The organism is Aurantimonas aggregata, from assembly GCF_010500835.1.
Taxonomy (GTDB): domain Bacteria; phylum Pseudomonadota; class Alphaproteobacteria; order Rhizobiales; family Rhizobiaceae; genus Aurantimonas; species Aurantimonas aggregata.
The window spans coordinates 113,636-129,610 of the sequence record NZ_JAAAMJ010000006.1; the positions used below are offsets into that span (position 1 = coordinate 113,636).

16 protein-coding genes are annotated in these 15,975 nt (G+C 67.5%); 9 read left to right on the top strand and 7 right to left on the bottom strand.

The window, feature by feature from the left end:
- Positions 1-13 precede the first annotated feature (13 nt).
- Both GTW51_RS10600 and GTW51_RS10605 read right to left on the bottom strand, forming a co-directional pair.
- Positions 14-1,645, bottom strand: a complete 1,632-nt coding sequence (locus GTW51_RS10600; protein WP_163043894.1) for an acyl-CoA synthetase — start codon at positions 1,643-1,645, stop codon at positions 14-16.
- Positions 1,646-1,708: 63 nt separating this feature from the next.
- On the bottom strand, positions 1,709-2,500 hold the full coding sequence (locus tag GTW51_RS10605) for a sulfite exporter TauE/SafE family protein (RefSeq protein ID WP_163043895.1): 792 nt from the start codon (positions 2,498-2,500) through the stop codon (positions 1,709-1,711).
- A 170-nt stretch (positions 2,501-2,670) separates the two neighbouring features.
- On the opposite strand from GTW51_RS10605, the gene GTW51_RS10610 reads away from it, so the two are divergent.
- The 8 genes from GTW51_RS10610 (at position 2,671) to GTW51_RS10645 (ending at position 10,131) form a co-directional block, all read left to right on the top strand.
- Positions 2,671-3,324 carry a thiamine phosphate synthase gene (locus tag GTW51_RS10610; protein ID WP_163043896.1) on the top strand — a complete coding sequence of 218 codons (654 nt, stop codon included), beginning with the start codon at positions 2,671-2,673 and terminating at the stop codon, positions 3,322-3,324.
- The gene (locus GTW51_RS10615) at positions 3,324-4,343 is read left to right on the top strand and encodes a tetratricopeptide repeat protein (protein WP_163043897.1); all 1,020 of its coding nucleotides are present in this window, start codon (positions 3,324-3,326) and stop codon (positions 4,341-4,343) included. Before GTW51_RS10610 ends, GTW51_RS10615 begins: the two co-directional genes overlap by 1 nt.
- A gap of 200 nt (positions 4,344-4,543) precedes the next feature.
- On the top strand, positions 4,544-5,107 hold the full coding sequence (efp, locus tag GTW51_RS10620; protein WP_163043898.1) for an elongation factor P: 564 nt from the start codon (positions 4,544-4,546) through the stop codon (positions 5,105-5,107).
- Positions 5,108-5,176: 69 nt separating this feature from the next.
- Positions 5,177-6,040 carry an inositol monophosphatase family protein gene (locus tag GTW51_RS10625; protein WP_163043899.1) on the top strand — a complete coding sequence of 288 codons (864 nt, stop codon included), beginning with the start codon at positions 5,177-5,179 and terminating at the stop codon, positions 6,038-6,040.
- Between the two features lie 171 nt (positions 6,041-6,211).
- Positions 6,212-7,243 carry a MotA/TolQ/ExbB proton channel family protein gene (locus GTW51_RS10630; RefSeq protein ID WP_163043900.1) on the top strand — a complete coding sequence of 344 codons (1,032 nt, stop codon included), beginning with the start codon at positions 6,212-6,214 and terminating at the stop codon, positions 7,241-7,243.
- Between the two features lie 3 nt (positions 7,244-7,246).
- Positions 7,247-8,275, top strand: coding sequence for a peptidoglycan -binding protein (locus GTW51_RS10635; RefSeq protein ID WP_163043901.1), 1,029 nt, complete (start codon positions 7,247-7,249; stop codon positions 8,273-8,275).
- A 145-nt stretch (positions 8,276-8,420) separates the two neighbouring features.
- Entirely contained in the window at positions 8,421-9,677 is a 1,257-nt protein-coding gene (locus tag GTW51_RS10640) for a PQQ-dependent sugar dehydrogenase (protein WP_163043902.1), read from the top strand.
- Positions 9,678-9,795: 118 nt separating this feature from the next.
- Positions 9,796-10,131, top strand: a complete 336-nt coding sequence (locus tag GTW51_RS10645; protein WP_163043903.1) for a c-type cytochrome — start codon at positions 9,796-9,798, stop codon at positions 10,129-10,131.
- Between the two features lie 18 nt (positions 10,132-10,149).
- On the opposite strand, the gene GTW51_RS10650 is transcribed toward GTW51_RS10645, so the two are convergent.
- Positions 10,150-11,943, bottom strand: coding sequence for an ABC transporter transmembrane domain-containing protein (locus tag GTW51_RS10650; protein WP_163043977.1), 1,794 nt, complete (start codon positions 11,941-11,943; stop codon positions 10,150-10,152).
- Positions 11,944-12,145: 202 nt separating this feature from the next.
- Here GTW51_RS10650 and rpmE point away from each other — a divergent pair, with 202 nt between their 5' ends.
- Positions 12,146-12,367: a 50S ribosomal protein L31 gene (rpmE, locus tag GTW51_RS10655; protein WP_163043904.1), complete on the top strand. Its 222-nt coding sequence runs from the start codon at positions 12,146-12,148 to the stop codon at positions 12,365-12,367.
- 64 nt (positions 12,368-12,431) lie between these two features.
- On the opposite strand, the gene GTW51_RS23545 is transcribed toward rpmE, so the two are convergent.
- From GTW51_RS23545 to GTW51_RS10670, 4 genes are read right to left on the bottom strand one after another with little or no spacing between them, the layout of a single operon-like run.
- Positions 12,432-12,599, bottom strand: coding sequence for a hypothetical protein (locus GTW51_RS23545; RefSeq protein ID WP_203566012.1), 168 nt, complete (start codon positions 12,597-12,599; stop codon positions 12,432-12,434).
- Positions 12,596-13,927 (bottom strand): amidase, encoded by a 1,332-nt coding sequence (locus tag GTW51_RS10660; RefSeq protein WP_163043905.1) that lies wholly within the window; start codon positions 13,925-13,927, stop codon positions 12,596-12,598. The genes GTW51_RS23545 and GTW51_RS10660 overlap by 4 nt, the downstream gene beginning before the upstream one ends.
- Positions 13,920-15,335, bottom strand: coding sequence for a TRAP transporter large permease (locus GTW51_RS10665; RefSeq protein WP_163043906.1), 1,416 nt, complete (start codon positions 15,333-15,335; stop codon positions 13,920-13,922). The genes GTW51_RS10660 and GTW51_RS10665 overlap by 8 nt, the downstream gene beginning before the upstream one ends.
- Positions 15,332-15,916 (bottom strand): TRAP transporter small permease subunit, encoded by a 585-nt coding sequence (locus tag GTW51_RS10670; protein WP_163043907.1) that lies wholly within the window; start codon positions 15,914-15,916, stop codon positions 15,332-15,334. Before GTW51_RS10670 ends, GTW51_RS10665 begins: the two co-directional genes overlap by 4 nt.
- Positions 15,917-15,975 lie beyond the last annotated feature (59 nt).

Consider the following 15,975-nt stretch of genomic DNA (forward strand, 5'->3'; position numbering starts at 1 on the left):
GGTCGCCGACCCTTTATTCGAGCATCTTTCGCAGCACGTATTTCTGGATCTTGCCGGTGGATGTTCGTGGCACCTCGGCGAAGCGGATTTCCTTCGGGCACTTGAACCGCGCCAGATGCGCCCGGCAGTGTTCCATGAGCGCCTCGGCGGTCACGCTGCGGCCGGGCTTCAGTTCGACGAAGGCCAGCGGCGTCTCGCCCCATTTCTCGTCGGGCCTTGCCACCACCGCCACCGTCGCCACGTCCGGATGGAGGTACAGCGCGTTCTCCACCTCGATCGACGAGATGTTTTCGCCGCCCGAGATGATGATGTCCTTCGCCCGGTCCTTGAGCTCGACATAGCCGTCCTCGTGCATCACGCCGAGATCGCCCGAGTGGAACCAGCCGCCGCGGAACGCCTCCGCCGAGGCGTCCGGGTTCTTCAGGTAGCCGCGCATGACAATATTGCCGCGGAACATCACCTCGCCGATCGTCTCGCCGTCGGCGGCAACCGGCGCCATCGTCGCCGGATCCATCACGGCAAGGTCTTCGAGCGCCGGATAGCGCACGCCCTGCCGCGCCGTCTGCGCGGCGCGGGCCGGTCCCTCGAGACCGTCCCATTCCGGTTTCCATTCATTGACCACCGCCGGCCCGTAGGTCTCGGTCAGCCCGTAGAGATGCGTCACCTCGAAACCGGCGTCGCGCATCCCGGCCAGCACCGCCTGCGGCGGCGGCGCGGCCGCGGTGTTGAAGGCGACGCCCTGCGCAAAGGCCCGCTTCTCGCTGTCGTCGGCGTTGATCAGCATCGACATGACGATCGGCGCGCCGCAGAGATGGGTGACGCCGTGCTCGGCGATCGCCGCGTACATCGCCTTCGCCCGCACCCAGCGCAGGCAGACATGCGTGCCGGCCTGCACCGCCAGCGTCCAGGGGAAGCACCAGCCGTTGCAGTGGAACATCGGCAGCGTCCACAGATAGACGGGGTATCGCCCGAGCCCGGCGGCGATGACGTTGGCATAGCCCATCAGCGCCGCGCCGCGGTGGTGGTAGACGACGCCCTTCGGGTTGCCGGTCGTCCCGGACGTGTAGTTGAGCGAGATCGCATCCCATTCGTCGCCCGGCATCTGCCAGTCGTAGGCGGGGTCGCCCTCCGCCAGCAGCGCCTCGTATTCGAGACTGCCGATGAGGTCGCCCTTCTGAGCCGGGGCGTCGGCGGGAAACTCCGGATCGTCGTAGTCGATCACCAGCGGCCGGCACGCGGCCATTGCCAGCGCCTCGCGCATCACCGCGGAGAACTCCCGGTCGACGATCACTACTGTCGCCTCGGCATGGTCGAGCTGGAAGGCGACGATCGCGGCGTCCATCCGCGTGTTGATCGACAAAAGCACGGCACCCGCCATCGGCACGCCGTGATGGGCCTCGAGCATCGCCGGCGTGTTCGAGAGCATCACCGCGACCGTCTCGCAGCGCTTGACGCCGCGGCGCTCCAGCGCCGAGGCGAGCTGCCGCGAACGGCGGTAGAAGTCCGCATAGGTCCGGCGGAGCGAACCGTGGATGATCGCGACCCGGTCTGGGTGCACCTGTGCCGCGCGCGACAGGAAGGTGAGCGGCGTCAGCGGCTGGTGGTTCGCCGGGTTGCGGTCGAGATTGTCGTCGTAAATGCCCATGGTTCCCCCCGATCGGCGTTCCGCCGTTGCGGGAAACCATAGAAGACCGCGAAGCGTCCGTCATCACGACGCCAGGCCGACCACTCCGTCATAGACGAGCTTCGCCCCGACCGGGATCAGGACGCCATAGGTGACCCAGTAGAACGACGCCGGATCGATACGCCGCACGATCCAGACGCCGGCAAGCGTGGTCACGAGGGCGACGGGCAGCAGGACCGCCGATGTGGCAAGGTTCTCGGCGGAAAACTGCCCGAGCAGGAAATAGGCCGGCAGCTTGGCGGCGTTGACGGCGGCGAAGAACACCACCGAGGTGCTGGCATAGACCGGCGGCGTCAGTCGCAGCGGCAGGACGTAGACCTGGTAGGGCGGCCCGCCGGCATGGCTGACGAAGCTCGCAAAGCCCGACATCGCGCCCCAGAAGCCGGCCCGCAGCCGGTTCGGCGCCCGCGCGTGCTCGTGATGGCGCGACGACAGGAACCACTGGAGGGCGAACCACAGCGACAACAGCCCGAGCAGCACGCGGAAACCGTCCGCCGGGATCAGCGCCGCGGCGAAATAGCCGAACGCGATGCCGCCGAACGCCGCCGGGAGCATCGACAGGAGCACCTTGCGGTCGAACTCGCGGCGCCAGGCGACGAGGCCGATCAGGTCGGTCGCGACGAGGATCGGCAGGAGGATGCCGGCGGCCGCGACCGGGTCGATGACGAAGGCCATGAGCGGCACGCCGAGCAGCGTGATCGAACCGCCGAAGCCGCCTTTCGACAGGCCGACGAGGATGACCGCGGGAACGGCGAAGACGTAGAAGAGCGGGTCGGTGATCAAGCGCTGGCCGGTCCGGTGACGATCGGTCGCCATCCTTACGGTCGGCGCCGGGCCCCCGCAACCATGGCCGGCAGCGTGGCCGCCGTTCGCGCGCTTGTGTGCACGGCCGGTTTCGCAAGCCGCGCGGGATTTGCTAAAACCCCCGCGGGCGTCCAAGTGTCGCCACGAACCAGCCAGAACTCCCGCGAGAACGCCGTCCGCCGATGAATGAAGACCTGATCCGTCCGAGGCTCGTCCTCATCACCACGCCGCTTTCCGACGCCGATGCGGAGACTGCGATGCGCGCGGCGCTCGCCGGCGGCGACGTCGCCTCCGTCATCATCGACCCCGCCGGGCGCGACGACGCTGCGTTCCAGCGCCTCGCCGAGCTGCTGGTGCCGATGATCCAGGAGGCGGGCGCCGCGGCGATCATCGTCGACGACACCCGCTGCGCCGGCCGGGTCGGCGCGGACGGCATCCACGTGACCGGCGGCGACATCGCCGCCCTGGCCGAGACGATCGAGCGTTTCGCGCCGAAGTTGATCGTCGGCGGGTCCGGCTTCGAGACCCGCCACGAGGCGCTGGAGGCCGGCGAGAAGCTCCCCGACTATCTGTTCTTCGGCCGCCTCGGCGCCGATCTGGCCGACGAGGCGCACGAGAAGAACCTCGAGATGGCCGAATGGTGGGCCGATATCGTCGAGCTCCCCTGCATCGTGATGGCCGGCCGCAGCATCGAGAGCGTTGCCGAGGCGGCGTTGACGGGCGCGGAGTTTGTCGCGGTGTCGACGGCGGTCTTTGCCGACCCGCAGGCCGCCGGAGCCGCGGTCGCCCGCGCCAATGCCCTGTTCGACGAATATATGGAAAGCGAGGCGGCGTGATGCGTCTTCGCCTGCTTCGGGTGCTCGCGCCGCTGCTGGGCGGGTTGGCCGCGCTCGCCGCGGTCCCGGCGGCGGCGCAGGAGGACGACGGCAAGGTGACGATCGACGAGATGCTGCGCGGCTCGCAGGGCGAGGATCTGCCGACGCCGTCCGCGGTGCCGGAACAGGCAGCGCCCGCTGCCGCAGCGCCGGCAAGAGCCGATCTCGCCTACGGCGCCTTCCAGCGCGGCTTCTACCTCTCCGCCCTGAAGATCGCCGAGCCGCTGGCCAATCTCGGCGACCCGGCGGCGCAGACGCTGCTCGGCGAAATCTATTCGCGCGGCCTCGGCGTGCCCCAGGATCTTGCCGCGGCAGCCAAATGGTATGAGGCCGCCGCAAATTCGGGCAGCGCCGAGGGGCAGTTCCGCTACGCGATGATGCTGCTCGACGGCACGGCCGGCAAGGAAGACCTCGCCCAGTCGCGCGACCTGATGAAGGCGGCGGCCGACCAGGGCCTGCCGCTGGCGCAGTACAATTATGCGCAGATGCTGATCGAGGCCGCGCCCACCGCCGGGTTCGACGAGGCCCGGCCGCTGTTCGAGAAAGCTGCCAATGCCGGCGTTCCGGACGCGCAATATGCGATGTCGCAGCTCTATGCCTATGGCCGGGGCGTTGCCGCCGACGCGGCCCGTGCCCGCACATGGCTGCGGGCGGCGGCGATCAACGGCCAGGACACCGCCCAGGTCGAGTACGGGATCTGGCTGATCAACGGCAAGGGCGGGGAGGCCCGGCCGGAGGAGGGGTTCCGCTTCCTCAGACGCGCCGCCGACCTCGGCAACCCGATCGCCATCAACCGCGTCGCGCATCTCTACAAGGACGGCATCGGCACCGAGCCGGACACGGTGGAGGCTGCGAAATGGGCGGTGCTGGCCAAGCGCCTCGCCAACACCGATCCGGTCCTCGACGATTTCTTCCGCGGCCTCGACGCCGAAGCGCAGAAGTCCGCGCTTGAAGCTGCCAACCGCCTCGGCTCGGGCTGAGCCACGCTGCCAAGACTTGAAAGAAACGCGCGATTGTGGTCTTGAGCCGCGATCGGTGAGCTTCGCGCGCGATCTCGGCGCGCCTCGCGCAAGGCCAGCAGCAGTGCCCGGCGCCCGATTGAAGATGCCCGACGTTACGCCCAACCGATGATGCCGCGCGACCGCGACAAGGGTCGCGGCCGAACCCTTCGAGAGCTTTCATGAAGATCAACGGAAACGAAATCCGCCCCGGCAATGTGATCGAGCACAATGGCGGCCTGTGGGCTGCCATCAAGACCGCCCACGTCAAGCCGGGCAAGGGCGGCGCCTTCGCTCAAGTCGAGCTGAAGAACCTGATCGACGGCACCAAGCTCAACGAGCGGTTCCGGGCGTCGGAGACGGTCGAGCGGGTTCGCCTCGAGCAGAACGACTACCAGTTCCTCTACGCCGAGGGCGAGATGCTGGTGTTCATGGACACCGGCACCTACGAGCAGCTGGAACTCCAGAAGGATTTCGTCGGCGACCGCGCCGCCTTCCTGCAGGACGGCATGATGGTCACCGTGGAAAGCCACGAGGAGAAGCCGATCGGCATCAAGCTGCCCGACCAGGTCGTGCTGACCATCGTCGAGGCCGATCCGGTGGTGAAGGGGCAGACCGCCGCCTCGTCCTACAAGCCGGCGGTGATGGACAACGGCATCCGGGTGATGGTCCCGCCCTTCATCGAGGCGGGCGAGAAGATCCTCGTCGATACCAACGAGATCACCTATCTGCGGCGCGCCGACTGATCGGTCGCCGCCCGACATTCGCTTCTTCTTCCCGGGCCCCGGCCCAAACTTCCTTTCTGAAAGCATGCAATGGCTCGTTCTGCCCTTCTCAACGTCATGGTCCAGGCCGCCATGAAGGCCGGCCGCGGGCTGATCCGCGACTTCGGCGAGGTTGAGAACCTGCAGGTCTCGATGAAGGGGCCGGCCGACTTCGTCTCGAACGCCGACCGGCGTGCCGAAGAGGTGATCTTCCAGGAACTCTCCCGCGCCCGGCCGGACTGGGGCTTCCTGATGGAGGAGCGCGGCACCGTCGAGGGCCGCGATCCGCAGCACCGCTGGATCGTCGACCCGCTCGACGGCACGACCAACTTCCTGCACGGCCTGCCGATGTTCGCGATCTCGATCGCGCTGGAACGCGACGGCCAGCTGGTCGCCGGCGTCATCCTGAACCCCGCGATGGACGAACTCTTCACGGCCGAAAAGGGCGGCGGCGCCTTCCTCAACGATCGCCGTCTGCGGGTCGCTGCGCGCAAGAGCCTGCCGGAATCGCTGTTTGCCACCGGCATCCCGTTCCTCGGGCAGGGCGACCATGCCGCCGCGCTCTACGAGATGCGCCAGATCATGGGCGAGACCTCCGGCATCCGCCGCATGGGCGCCGCCGCGCTCGACCTTGCCTATGTCGCGGCCGGCCGCTTCGACGGCTACTGGGAGCGGGCGCTGCGGCCATGGGACGTCGCGGCCGGCGCGGTGCTGATCCGCGAGGCCGGCGGCTTCCTTTCCGGCATGGACGGCGAGAAGTTCGACCACATGCAGGGCGACGTCGCCTGCGGCAATGAATTCATGCACAAGTCGCTGGTCGAACAACTGCAGCAGGCGACGTTGCGGCGGAAGGCGGCAAGCGCAACCCTGAGCGCCTTGCCGCGCCGGAATTCGGGAAACTTAACGCGAATTTAAGCCAAATGCTGCTGCGTTGCAGCGACGAACGTTTAAATGCGCCGCATTGTTGCCTATCCTCGGTTCGGAATTCGAGTACAAGCGGCGTGGGAGACGACATGCCGGATGTGCGTTCGCGCGGATAGTCGCCGTCTGCGGCACCGGATCCCCCACGGGAGTTGATGGAACGCGATGCAGGTCTTCAGTACGCCAGCCAAGTCCGGGAGACCGGACGATTTCGACCCGATCCGGCTTTCCAGCCCCCTCGTGTTCCTCTGGTCGATGCTGGTGTTCCTGGCGCTCGTCGGCTTCGTCGCGGCGATCCTCGGTCGCCAGGTCGCCTCGGCCTTCGTTACCAATCCGGGGCTGAACGGCCTGATCATCGGCGTTCTCTGCGTCGGCATCTTCCTGGCCATGCTGCAGGTCTTGCGGCTGCAGCGCGAGGTCCGCTGGGTCAACGCCTATCGCGACGGCGCCGACGATTTCGACCAGATGAAGGATCCGGTGCTGCTGGCGCCGATGCGCGCCATGATCGGCCGGCGCCGCTCGCTGTCGCTGTCGACCCAGTCGATGCGCTCGATCCTCGACTCGATCGCGACGCGCCTCGACGAGACCCGCGACATCGCCCGCTATCTCATCGGCCTGCTGGTTTTCCTCGGCCTGCTCGGCACGTTCTGGGGCTTGCTTCGCACCATCGGCTCGATCGGCGCGACCATCCAGGGCCTCGACCCCTCGATCGGCGACACCAACGCCATCCTCGATTCCCTCAAGGCGGGCCTTGCGGCACCGCTGTCGGGCATGGGCACGGCCTTCTCGTCCTCGCTGTTCGGCCTCTCCGGCTCGCTCGTCCTCGGCTTTCTGGACCTGCAGATCGGCCGTGCGCAGAACCGCTTCTACACCGAGCTGGAAAACTGGCTGTCATCGGTCACCGATGTCGGCTCCGACATGGTTCTGGCACCCGGCGCGGCCGGCGAGGCGAGCGGCGACCTGCGCCTGCTCTCCGAGCGTCTCGGCAAGCTGGTGCAGGACCAGGGCGCCAATCCGCGCACCAGCGCGGCCATGGCGAATCTCGCGGAAAGCATTCAGGGACTGGTCCAGCACATGCGCGGCGAGCAGCAGATCCTGCGCGATTTCGTCGAGGCGCAGGCCGGCGAGCAGCGCGAGCTCCGCAAGGTGCTGGAACGCCTCTCCACCCAACTCGGCAGCGGCGACAAGGGGCGCTGATCGATGGCGATCTCGAGAAACCGGCGGAGCGAACGCAACATCGATTACTGGCCGGGCTTCGTCGACGCCCTGTCGACGCTGCTCCTGGCGATCATGTTCCTCCTGTCGGTGTTCGTGCTGGCGCAGTTCATCCTGTCCCGCGAGATCTCCGGCCAGGACGAGGCGCTGGACCGGCTGAACAGCCAGATCAACGAACTGACCCAGCTTCTCGCGCTCGAACGCTCGTCCGGCCAGGATTTCGAGGACCAGATCGCCTCGCTCGAGGCCTCGCTCGCCTCCGCCGACGCCGAGCGCAGCCGCCTGCAGCAGGCGCTGGATTCCGGCTCCGGTTCGGCCGCGATCGCCGGGGCGCAGGTTGGCCAGCTGGAGAGCGCGCTGGACGAGGAGCGCTCGCTGTCGCAGCGCGCCCGCAGCCAGGTCGAGCTGCTCAACCAGCAGCTCTCGGCGCTCCGCCAGCAGATCGCCGCCCTCGAAAACGCGCTCGAAGTCTCCGAAGTGCGCGATGCCGAAAGCCGCACCCGCATCGCCGATCTCGGCCGCCGGCTCAACGTCGCCCTGGCACAGCGCGTGCAGGAGCTGTCGCGCTACCGCTCCGACTTCTTTGGCCGGCTGCGCGAGATCCTGTCGGACCGCGACAACATCCGCATCGTCGGCGATCGCTTCGTCTTCCAGTCGGAAGTGCTGTTCCCGTCCGGATCGGACGTCTTGCAGCCAGCCGGCGCCGAGGAGATGGCCAAGCTCGCCAGCGCCATCGTCGAGCTCAACCGCGAGATCCCCTCGGACATCAACTGGATCATCCGCGTCGACGGCCATACCGACAACGTGCCGATCTCGGGCGGGCGGTTCGAGGACAATTGGGAACTCTCGACCGAGCGCGCGGGCGCCGTCGTCAAATACCTGATCAGCCAGGGCGTGCCGCCCGAGCGCCTGGCGGCGACCGGCTTCGGCGAGTTCCAGCCGATCGAGCCGGGCGACAGCCCCGAGGCCCGCGATCGCAACCGCCGGATCGAGTTCAAGCTCACCGAGCGCTGATCCCCCTTGCAACCGCTACCATCCATGCGGCGATTGGCTGCGCGGCGCGGATGATTGACGGCCGCGCCGGAGCCCTGCCAGCATTCCTTCCGTAGGGGCGAAGCCCCTGTAAAAGACCGTGTAGCAAGCACGGCAGGGAGGAAACATGATTAGAATGCTGATGAGCACGGTGGCCCTTGCCGGCCTCGTGGCGGCGACGAACGCGTTCGCCCAGGGCGACGACAACATGACGAAGCTGCGGGGGATGCAGTCGACCGGCACGTCGATGGACTTCCGCACGATCGAGCAGACCGGCGACTATGCCGACCAGCTGCGGTCCAATCTCGAGAACGTCAAACTTCCATCCGGTTTCAAGATCGAACTCTACGCCGTGGTGCCAGACGCCAGGCACATCGCGATCGGACCGCAGGGCGTGGTGACTTTCGTCGGCACCCGCAAGCAGGACGTCTGGGCGGTCACCGACCGCGACAAGAACCGCGTCGCCGACGAGGTCAAGCAGTTCGCCCCGTCAATCGACTTCGCGATCCCGAACGGTGTCTGCTTCTCCGATGACGGGTTTCTCTATCTCGCCGAGCAGAACCGCGTCCTGGTCCTGCCGGCGGCGGAGTTCTTCTACGAGAGCCCCGATGTCGCGGTCGACGAGATCGTGCCGAAGGGCGAACTGGTCCCCACCTCGGAGGAATCCTTCAACCACACCGCCCGCGTCTGCCGGATCGGGCCGGACGACAAGCTGTATGTCTCGCTGGGCCAGCCGTTCAACGTGCCACCAACGGAAAAAGCCGGTCTCTACGAGCGGACCGGCATCGGCGGCATCATCCGGATGAACCGCGACGGCTCCGGCCGCGAGGTCTTCGCCCGCGGCGTGCGCAACTCCGTCGGCATGCAGTTCAACCCGGCCAATGGCGACCTCTGGTTCACCGACAACCAGGTCGACGGCATGGGCGACGACATCCCGCCGGGCGAACTCAACCGCGCCACCGAAGCCGGCCAGAATTTCGGCTTCCCCTGGTATGGCGGCGGCACCGTCCGCACCAACGAGTACAAGGATGCCGAGGTGCCGGCCGACGTGGTGCAGCCGGAGGTCGAGATGGCGGCGCACGCCGCCGATCTCGGCATGGACTTCTACACCGGCACCAGCTTCCCGCAGAAATATCGCGGCGGCATCTTCTCGGCCCAGCACGGTTCCTGGAACCGCACCCAGCCGGTCGGCGCACGGGTGATGTTCACCCCGGTGAACGAGGACGGCACCGCCGGCGAGACCGAGGCCTTTGCCGAAGGCTGGCTGACCGACAGCGGCGAATATATCGGCCGGCCGGTCGATGTCGCGGTGATGAAGGACGGCTCGCTGCTGGTCTCCGACGACCTTGCCGGCGCGATCTACCGGATCTCGTACGACGACTGATCCCGCCTTCGTCGAGGCGCCTGCGCCCGTTTCGGGCGCGGGAGCTGCGCTTCCGGCCGCCGCCGCCGCAAGCCGCCCGGCAGGCGTCCGTTTGATCCCCATCCAGGAAACAGACCAGATGACCCGTCTTTCGCTGCTCGCCGCAGCTCTTCTCGCCATGCCCTTCGTCGCCGGTCCGGGGCTTGCCGCCGATATCGCCGCCGGCAAGCAGAAGGCGCAGATGTGTGCGACCTGCCATGGCCGCGACGGCATCGCCACGGCGCCGGACGCGCCCAACCTTGCCGGCGACAGCGACATCTATCTCGCCGAACAGCTGCGGGCGTTTCGCGACGGTCGCCGCCGGCACCAGCAGATGTCGATCATCGCGCAGGGCCTCAGCGACGAGGACATCGCCGATCTGTCGGCCTGGTTCGCCGCGATCGAGGTGACCGCTACTTTGCCGGCGGTGGACTGACCAGTCGGGCAGGACGCCCTATTCGGCCGCCTGGCGCTCGCCGGCGCCGTCGTTGAACTGCAGCCGGGCGAGCCTTGCATAGAGGCCGTCACGGGCGACCAGCGCCTGGTGCGTGCCTTCCTCGACGACCCGGCCCTGGTCCAGCACGAGAATGCGGTCGGCCTTCAGCACCGTCGCCAGGCGATGCGCGATGACCAGCGTCGTGCGGCCTTCCATCAGCTTCTCCAGCGCGATCTGCACCAGCTTCTCGCTCTCGGCGTCGAGCGCCGACGTCGCTTCGTCGAGCAGCAGGATCGGCGCGTCGCGCAGGATGGCTCGGGCGATCGCGATGCGCTGGCGCTGCCCGCCCGACAGGGTGATGCCACGCTCGCCGATGATCGTGTCGTAGCCCTTGTCCAGCGCCTCGATGAAGCCGTCGGCAAGCGCCGAGCGGGCGGCCGAGCGGATCCGCGAATCGTCCGGGTCGATCTCGCCGAAGCCGATATTCTCCGACGCGTTGGCGGCGAAGATCGAGACGTCCTGCGGCACCAGTGCGATGCGGCTGCGCAGCGCGTGGAGGTCGGCCTGCCTTATGTCCACGCCGTCGACGAGGATGCGGCCGGCATCCGGATCATAGAAGCGCTCGATCAGCGAGAAGATCGTCGACTTGCCGGCACCGGACGGCCCGACGATCGCCACGGTCTCACCGGGGCGGATCGCGAAGGACAGCTGGTGCACCGTCGGCAGGTCCGGGCGCGTCGGATAGGCGAAGCTGACATCCTCGAACACCACGGCGCCCTGCGCCGGCATCGGCATAGGCATCGGATGGGCCGCCTCCCGCACGCCGGATTCCTCGCCGAGCAGCTCGCTGAGGCGCTCCGTCGCGCCGGCGGCCTGGGCGAGTTCGCCCCAGACCTCGGACAGCTGCCCGAGCGCACCGGCTGCGAACACCGCGTAAAGCAGGAACTGGCCGAGCGTGCCCGGGGTCATCGTGCCGGCCGTCACCTGCTGCGCCCCGATCCACAGCACGGCGATGATCGAGCCGAAGATCAGGAAGATCGCGAAGGCCGTGAGAAAGGCCCGGGCGGTGATCGACGAGCGTGCCGCGCCGAAGGCGAGCTCCACCGCGCGGGAGAACCGTCCGGATGCCGCCGCTTCGCCGGTGAAGGCCTGCACCGTGCGCATCGCGCCGATGGCCTCGCTGGCATAGGCGGTGGCGTCGGCCAGCGTGTCCTGTGCCAGGCGCGAGCGACGGCGCACCGAGCGGCCGAAGGCGACGAGCGGCAGGACGATGATCGGGATCGCACCGATGACGATCAGCGACAAGCCGGGGCTGGTGACCACCATCATCGTCACCGCACCGAGGAAGAGGATGGCATTGCGCAGGGCGAGCGAGGCGGTGGCGCCGACGGCGGACTTCACCTGTGTCGTGTCGGCGCTCAGCCGCGAGATGATCTCGCCCGACATCGACCGGTCGAAGAATCCCGGCGATAGCCGCGTGACATGGGCGAAGACGTCCTTGCGCAGATCCGCCACAACCCGCTCGCCGAGCGTGATGACGAAGAAATACCGTCCCGCGCTGGCGACGGCGAGGACGAGCGCCAGCAGGATCAGCGTCGCGAAATAAAGGTCGATGAAGCCGGTGTCGGACGTCGCGAAGCCGTGGTCGACCACCCGCCGGACGGCGAGCGGCAGCGACAGCGTGGTGATGGCGGCGAGAGACAGGCAGACGACCGCACCTGTCATCAGCCCCTTGTAGCGGAACATGTAGGGCGCCAGCCGGGCCAGCGGCCTCAGATTGCGCCGGCTGGCAGCGCTCTTCTGTTCCGCCATGATGATATCGGACACACGTGTCTCCCGGCTATTGGGCGCCGGGGCGGCTCTTGTGCCCCGACCGGCCCTGATGTATAGGCTCGACCCTGATTTTGGAAGCGAAGCGCGCTCCGTGATCCCCGCGACATCGAGACCGTCGGGCGGCTTTGCCGCAGTGGCTCAAGCGTGCCGGGGGGGCCGGCAGGACCAAGGACCGAAGGCGATGAAGAAAGACATCCACCCGAACTACCACAACATCACCATCGTGATGACCAACGGCACCGAGTACGAGACCCGGTCGACCTGGGGTTCGGAAGGCGACAAGATGAACCTCGACATCGACCCGACCAGCCATCCGGCATGGACCGGCGGCAACCAGCATCTGCTCGACCGCGGTGGCCGCGTGTCGCGCTTCAAGAAGCGGTACGAAGGTCTCAAGATCTAAGTTCCAGCGACAAGTCGCTCGAAAAGCCCGGCCCTCGTGCCGGGCTTTTTCGTGGCGCCTGGCTCTACCGATGCGGCGGGACACGGTGGAAGAACAGGTCGTAGCCGCACAAGAGCACGGTGACGAGTACCACGATGGTGAGGTCGAGCGTCGCGACCTTGGTGACCAGCACTCCCAGGAAGATGCAGAAGGTCACGAAGGCGAGGGCGGCCAAGAAGCGCTCCAGGGTCATTCCTGCATCTCCCGTTCAAACAGTGTTTCCAGCCATTGGGCGGTGCGCAGCAGCCGCGCGTCCTCGCCGCGCCGTCCGACGAGTTGCACGCCCATCGGCAGGCCGTCCGGCGTCTCCAGCAGCGGCAGGCTGAGGCTCGGCACGCCGAGAAAAGCCCAGAGCGCGTTGAACGCCGTCGCATCCGCGGTTCCCTCGCCGTCGCGGGCCGGCCCGATGGCAGCCGGCGTGACGATGGCGTCGCAGCGCTCGAGGATCGCGTCGAGCCCGGCATAAAGCACCGTCCGCCAGTCGAGCGCCGCCAGATAGTCGCGGGCGAGCATCGAGTCTCCCTTGTCCAGCGCGTCCTTCAGGGCTGGCGACAGCGCCGCCTGATGCCGCTGCTGGATCCCGGTGAGGTTCTTCGCCATCTCGGCGAGCATCACCCGCTCGGCGAGAATTCGGCTGTCGGCGAAGATCGCCGGAAGCGGCGCCTCGAAGCAGCGATCGCCCAGGGCGGCGACCAGCTCGTCGAAGGCCTCCTGCATCTCCGGACTGGCGCAGTCCCACCAGGGGGTCCGCACGAAGGCGAGAGTCGGCACCACCGGCGGCGCCGTGCCGGCATGGTCGGCGAGCCGCGGATGCGGGGCCAGCGCCGTCGCGGTGTCGGCTGAGTCAAAGCCGAACAAGGCTTCCGCCAGCAGCGCCACCCCGGAGACGTTTGGCGCGAAGACGCACGGGGCGCTGAGGCTCGGCACCAGATCCAGCGTGCCGCGGCGCGAGATCGCGCCGAAGCTCGGCCGGTAGCCGGTGACGCCGGCCTGCGCTGCCGAGCCGACGAGCGCCGAGCGGCCGTCCATGCCGACCGCCAGCGGCACGACGCCCGTTGCGACCGCGATCGCTGCGCCGTCGGGCGTCGATCCGCCCCAGCTCTGATCCTCTCGCCGGCAGGCCCCGACGCCGAGTTCGCCGACCCGTGTCTTGCCTGCCACCATCGCCCCGGCGCTGCGCAGCCGCTCGACGATGGCCGATTCCTTCTCCGGCACGCGCCCCTCGAATGCGGCAAAGCCCCGCTCGGTCGGGATCCACGCGGTATCGATCGTGTCGTCGACCGCGACGGCAAGCCCGTGCAGCGGGCCGAGCGCTCGTCCGCGGCCGCGGAACTGGTCGAGCGAGGCCGCCTGCCGCCGCGCGAAGCTGGCGTCGAACCAGGCAAACCCGGTCGTGGCCGCCCCCAGGCACTCGACCCGCGCGACCACCGCCTCGGTCAGCTCGATCGCCCGCATCGCGCCGGAGGCCAGCCGCTCGCGCAGGAGGACGGCCGGCAGGTCGAGGATGCGCCGGTCACCCATAGAAGACGCCGGGCAGGTAGAAGACGATCTGCGGGAAGATGTAGACGATCGCCATCGCCAGGAACACCATGAAGAGGAACGGCATGATGCCCTTGAAGATCTGCGTCAGGCGCACCTCGGGCGGGGCGATTCCCTTCAGATAGTACGCGCTCATCGCCATGGGCGGCGTCAGGAACGAAGTCTGCAGGTTCAGCGCGACGAGGATGCCGAAGAACAGCGGGTCGATGTCGAAAATCGCCAGCAGCGGCAGGAAGATCGGCACGAAGATGATGATGATCTCGCTCCACTCCAGCGGCCAGCCGAGCAGGAAGATGATCACCTGGGCAAGCAGCAGGAACTGCAGCGGCGTCAGGTCGAGGCCCTGGACGAACTCCGAGATCACCGCCTCGCCGCCGAGATAGGAGAACACCGAGGAGAAGGTGTAGGAGCCGACGAACAGCCAGCAGACCATCGCGGTGGTGCGCACCGTCAGATAGACCGACTCGCGCAGCCGCTGGAAGGTCATCGCCCGGTAGATCACCGCCAGCAGCAGGCCGCCGAGCGCACCGATCGCCGCCGCTTCGGTGGGCGTCGCGAGGCCGAACAGGATCGATCCGAGCACCGCCATGATCAGCACGAAGAGCGGCAGGAACGACGTCGCGATCATGAGGATCAGCTTGCCGACCGGCACGTCCGGGATCTCGCCGGGTGCCGGCTTGGGGGCGACCGAAGGCTGCAGGATCGATCGGCCGATGACATACACCAGGTACAGCCCGACCAGGAGGAGCCCCGGGAGCAGCGCGCCGGCATAGAGCCGGACGATCGATGTGCCGGATGCCGCCGCATAGACGATCAGCATGATCGAGGGCGGGATCAGGATGCCGAGCGTGCCGCCGGCGCAGATGATCCCCGAGGCGAAGGAGGGGTCGTAGCGCGCCTTCAGCATCGCCGGCAGGGCCAGCAGCCCCATCAGCGTCACCACCGCGCCGACGATGCCGGTGGCCGTGGCGAAGAGGGCGCAGGTGATCAGCGCGGCGACGCCCAGCGAGCCGGGAATGTTCTTCGAGGCGATGTTCAGCGTCGTGAACAGCCGGTCGACGATGTTGGCGCGCTCGACGACGTAGCCCATGAACAGGAACAGCGGGACTGCGGTCAGCACCTCGTTGCTCATCACCGTGTAGGTCTGGTTGATGAACAGGTCGAAGATCCGGCTGTTGAAGAAGCCGTCGATCCAGAGGCTGACCGTGTCGTAGGTGCCTGCGTCCTCACCGAGCCGGTTGAAGGAGCGCCACATCCTGTCGGCATCGAAATAAGCGTAATAGCCAAAGCCGATGCCCATCGCCATCAGCGTGAACGCAATGGGAAAGCCGAGAAATACGAGGAAGATGAACAGCCCCAGCATGAACAGGGCGAGCTGCGGTTCGGTCATGGATGTGCGTCGCTTTCAGCGGCAGTGGCTTTGTTGAGAATGATGTCCTCGGTCTCCTGCACGTCGTCTTCGGCGCGCAGCCAGATGCCGGTGCGGATGCAGTGGATGCAGCGCAGGATCTCGGCGATTCCCTGGATGAACAGCAGGATGCCGGCGGCGACCATGACGGCCTTGAACTGGTAGATCGGGATGCCGGCGGGGCTGTTGACGCTGACCTCCCCGTAGCCGACGGAGCGCGCGGCGTATTTCCAGCCGGTGACGATCAGCGCCGTCACGCCGGGAAAGAAGAAGAAGAGGTAGAGGACGAGGTCGACCGTCGCCTGGGTCCTCGGTTTCCAGAGCCGGTAGAGGAAGTCGCCGCGGACATGGCCGCCGCGCGACAGCGTGTAGGCGCCGCCCATCATGAACAGCGTGCCATACATGATGAAGGAGACGTCGAAGGCCCACGCCGTCGGCTGGTTGAGGACGTAGCGGACGAACACCTCGTAGCTCGTGCCGAACGTCATCAGGAGGATCAGCCACCCGAACGTCTTGCCGAAGGCGGCCGACAGCGAGTCGGCGAAGCGTATGAATGCGATCATGGGTTCCCGGATCCGTCTGCAGAAAGGCCCGGTGGCCATGGCCACCGGGCTGGTTCAAG

Bases quoted from the DNA above. Each gene is read 5' to 3' on its own strand.
- GTW51_RS10600 (WP_163043894.1), bottom strand. From the start codon at position 1,645: ATGGGCATTTACGACGACAATCTCGACCGCAACCCGGCGAACCACCAG.
- GTW51_RS10625 (WP_163043899.1), top strand. From the start codon at position 5,177: ATGGCTCGTTCTGCCCTTCTCAACGTCATGGTCCAGGCCGCCATGAAG.
- GTW51_RS10615 (WP_163043897.1), top strand. From the start codon at position 3,324: ATGCGTCTTCGCCTGCTTCGGGTGCTCGCGCCGCTGCTGGGCGGGTTG.
- GTW51_RS10650 (WP_163043977.1), bottom strand. From the start codon at position 11,943: ATGGCGGAACAGAAGAGCGCTGCCAGCCGGCGCAATCTGAGGCCGCTG.
- GTW51_RS10640 (WP_163043902.1), top strand. From the start codon at position 8,421: ATGATTAGAATGCTGATGAGCACGGTGGCCCTTGCCGGCCTCGTGGCG.
- GTW51_RS10665 (WP_163043906.1), bottom strand. From the start codon at position 15,335: ATGACCGAACCGCAGCTCGCCCTGTTCATGCTGGGGCTGTTCATCTTC.
- GTW51_RS10630 (WP_163043900.1), top strand. From the start codon at position 6,212: ATGCAGGTCTTCAGTACGCCAGCCAAGTCCGGGAGACCGGACGATTTC.
- GTW51_RS10635 (WP_163043901.1), top strand. From the start codon at position 7,247: ATGGCGATCTCGAGAAACCGGCGGAGCGAACGCAACATCGATTACTGG.
- GTW51_RS23545 (WP_203566012.1), bottom strand. From the start codon at position 12,599: ATGACCCTGGAGCGCTTCTTGGCCGCCCTCGCCTTCGTGACCTTCTGC.
- efp (WP_163043898.1), top strand. From the start codon at position 4,544: ATGAAGATCAACGGAAACGAAATCCGCCCCGGCAATGTGATCGAGCAC.
- GTW51_RS10670 (WP_163043907.1), bottom strand. From the start codon at position 15,916: ATGATCGCATTCATACGCTTCGCCGACTCGCTGTCGGCCGCCTTCGGC.
- rpmE (WP_163043904.1), top strand. From the start codon at position 12,146: ATGAAGAAAGACATCCACCCGAACTACCACAACATCACCATCGTGATG.
- GTW51_RS10645 (WP_163043903.1), top strand. From the start codon at position 9,796: ATGACCCGTCTTTCGCTGCTCGCCGCAGCTCTTCTCGCCATGCCCTTC.
- GTW51_RS10660 (WP_163043905.1), bottom strand. From the start codon at position 13,927: ATGGGTGACCGGCGCATCCTCGACCTGCCGGCCGTCCTCCTGCGCGAG.
- GTW51_RS10605 (WP_163043895.1), bottom strand. From the start codon at position 2,500: ATGGCGACCGATCGTCACCGGACCGGCCAGCGCTTGATCACCGACCCG.
- GTW51_RS10610 (WP_163043896.1), top strand. From the start codon at position 2,671: ATGAATGAAGACCTGATCCGTCCGAGGCTCGTCCTCATCACCACGCCG.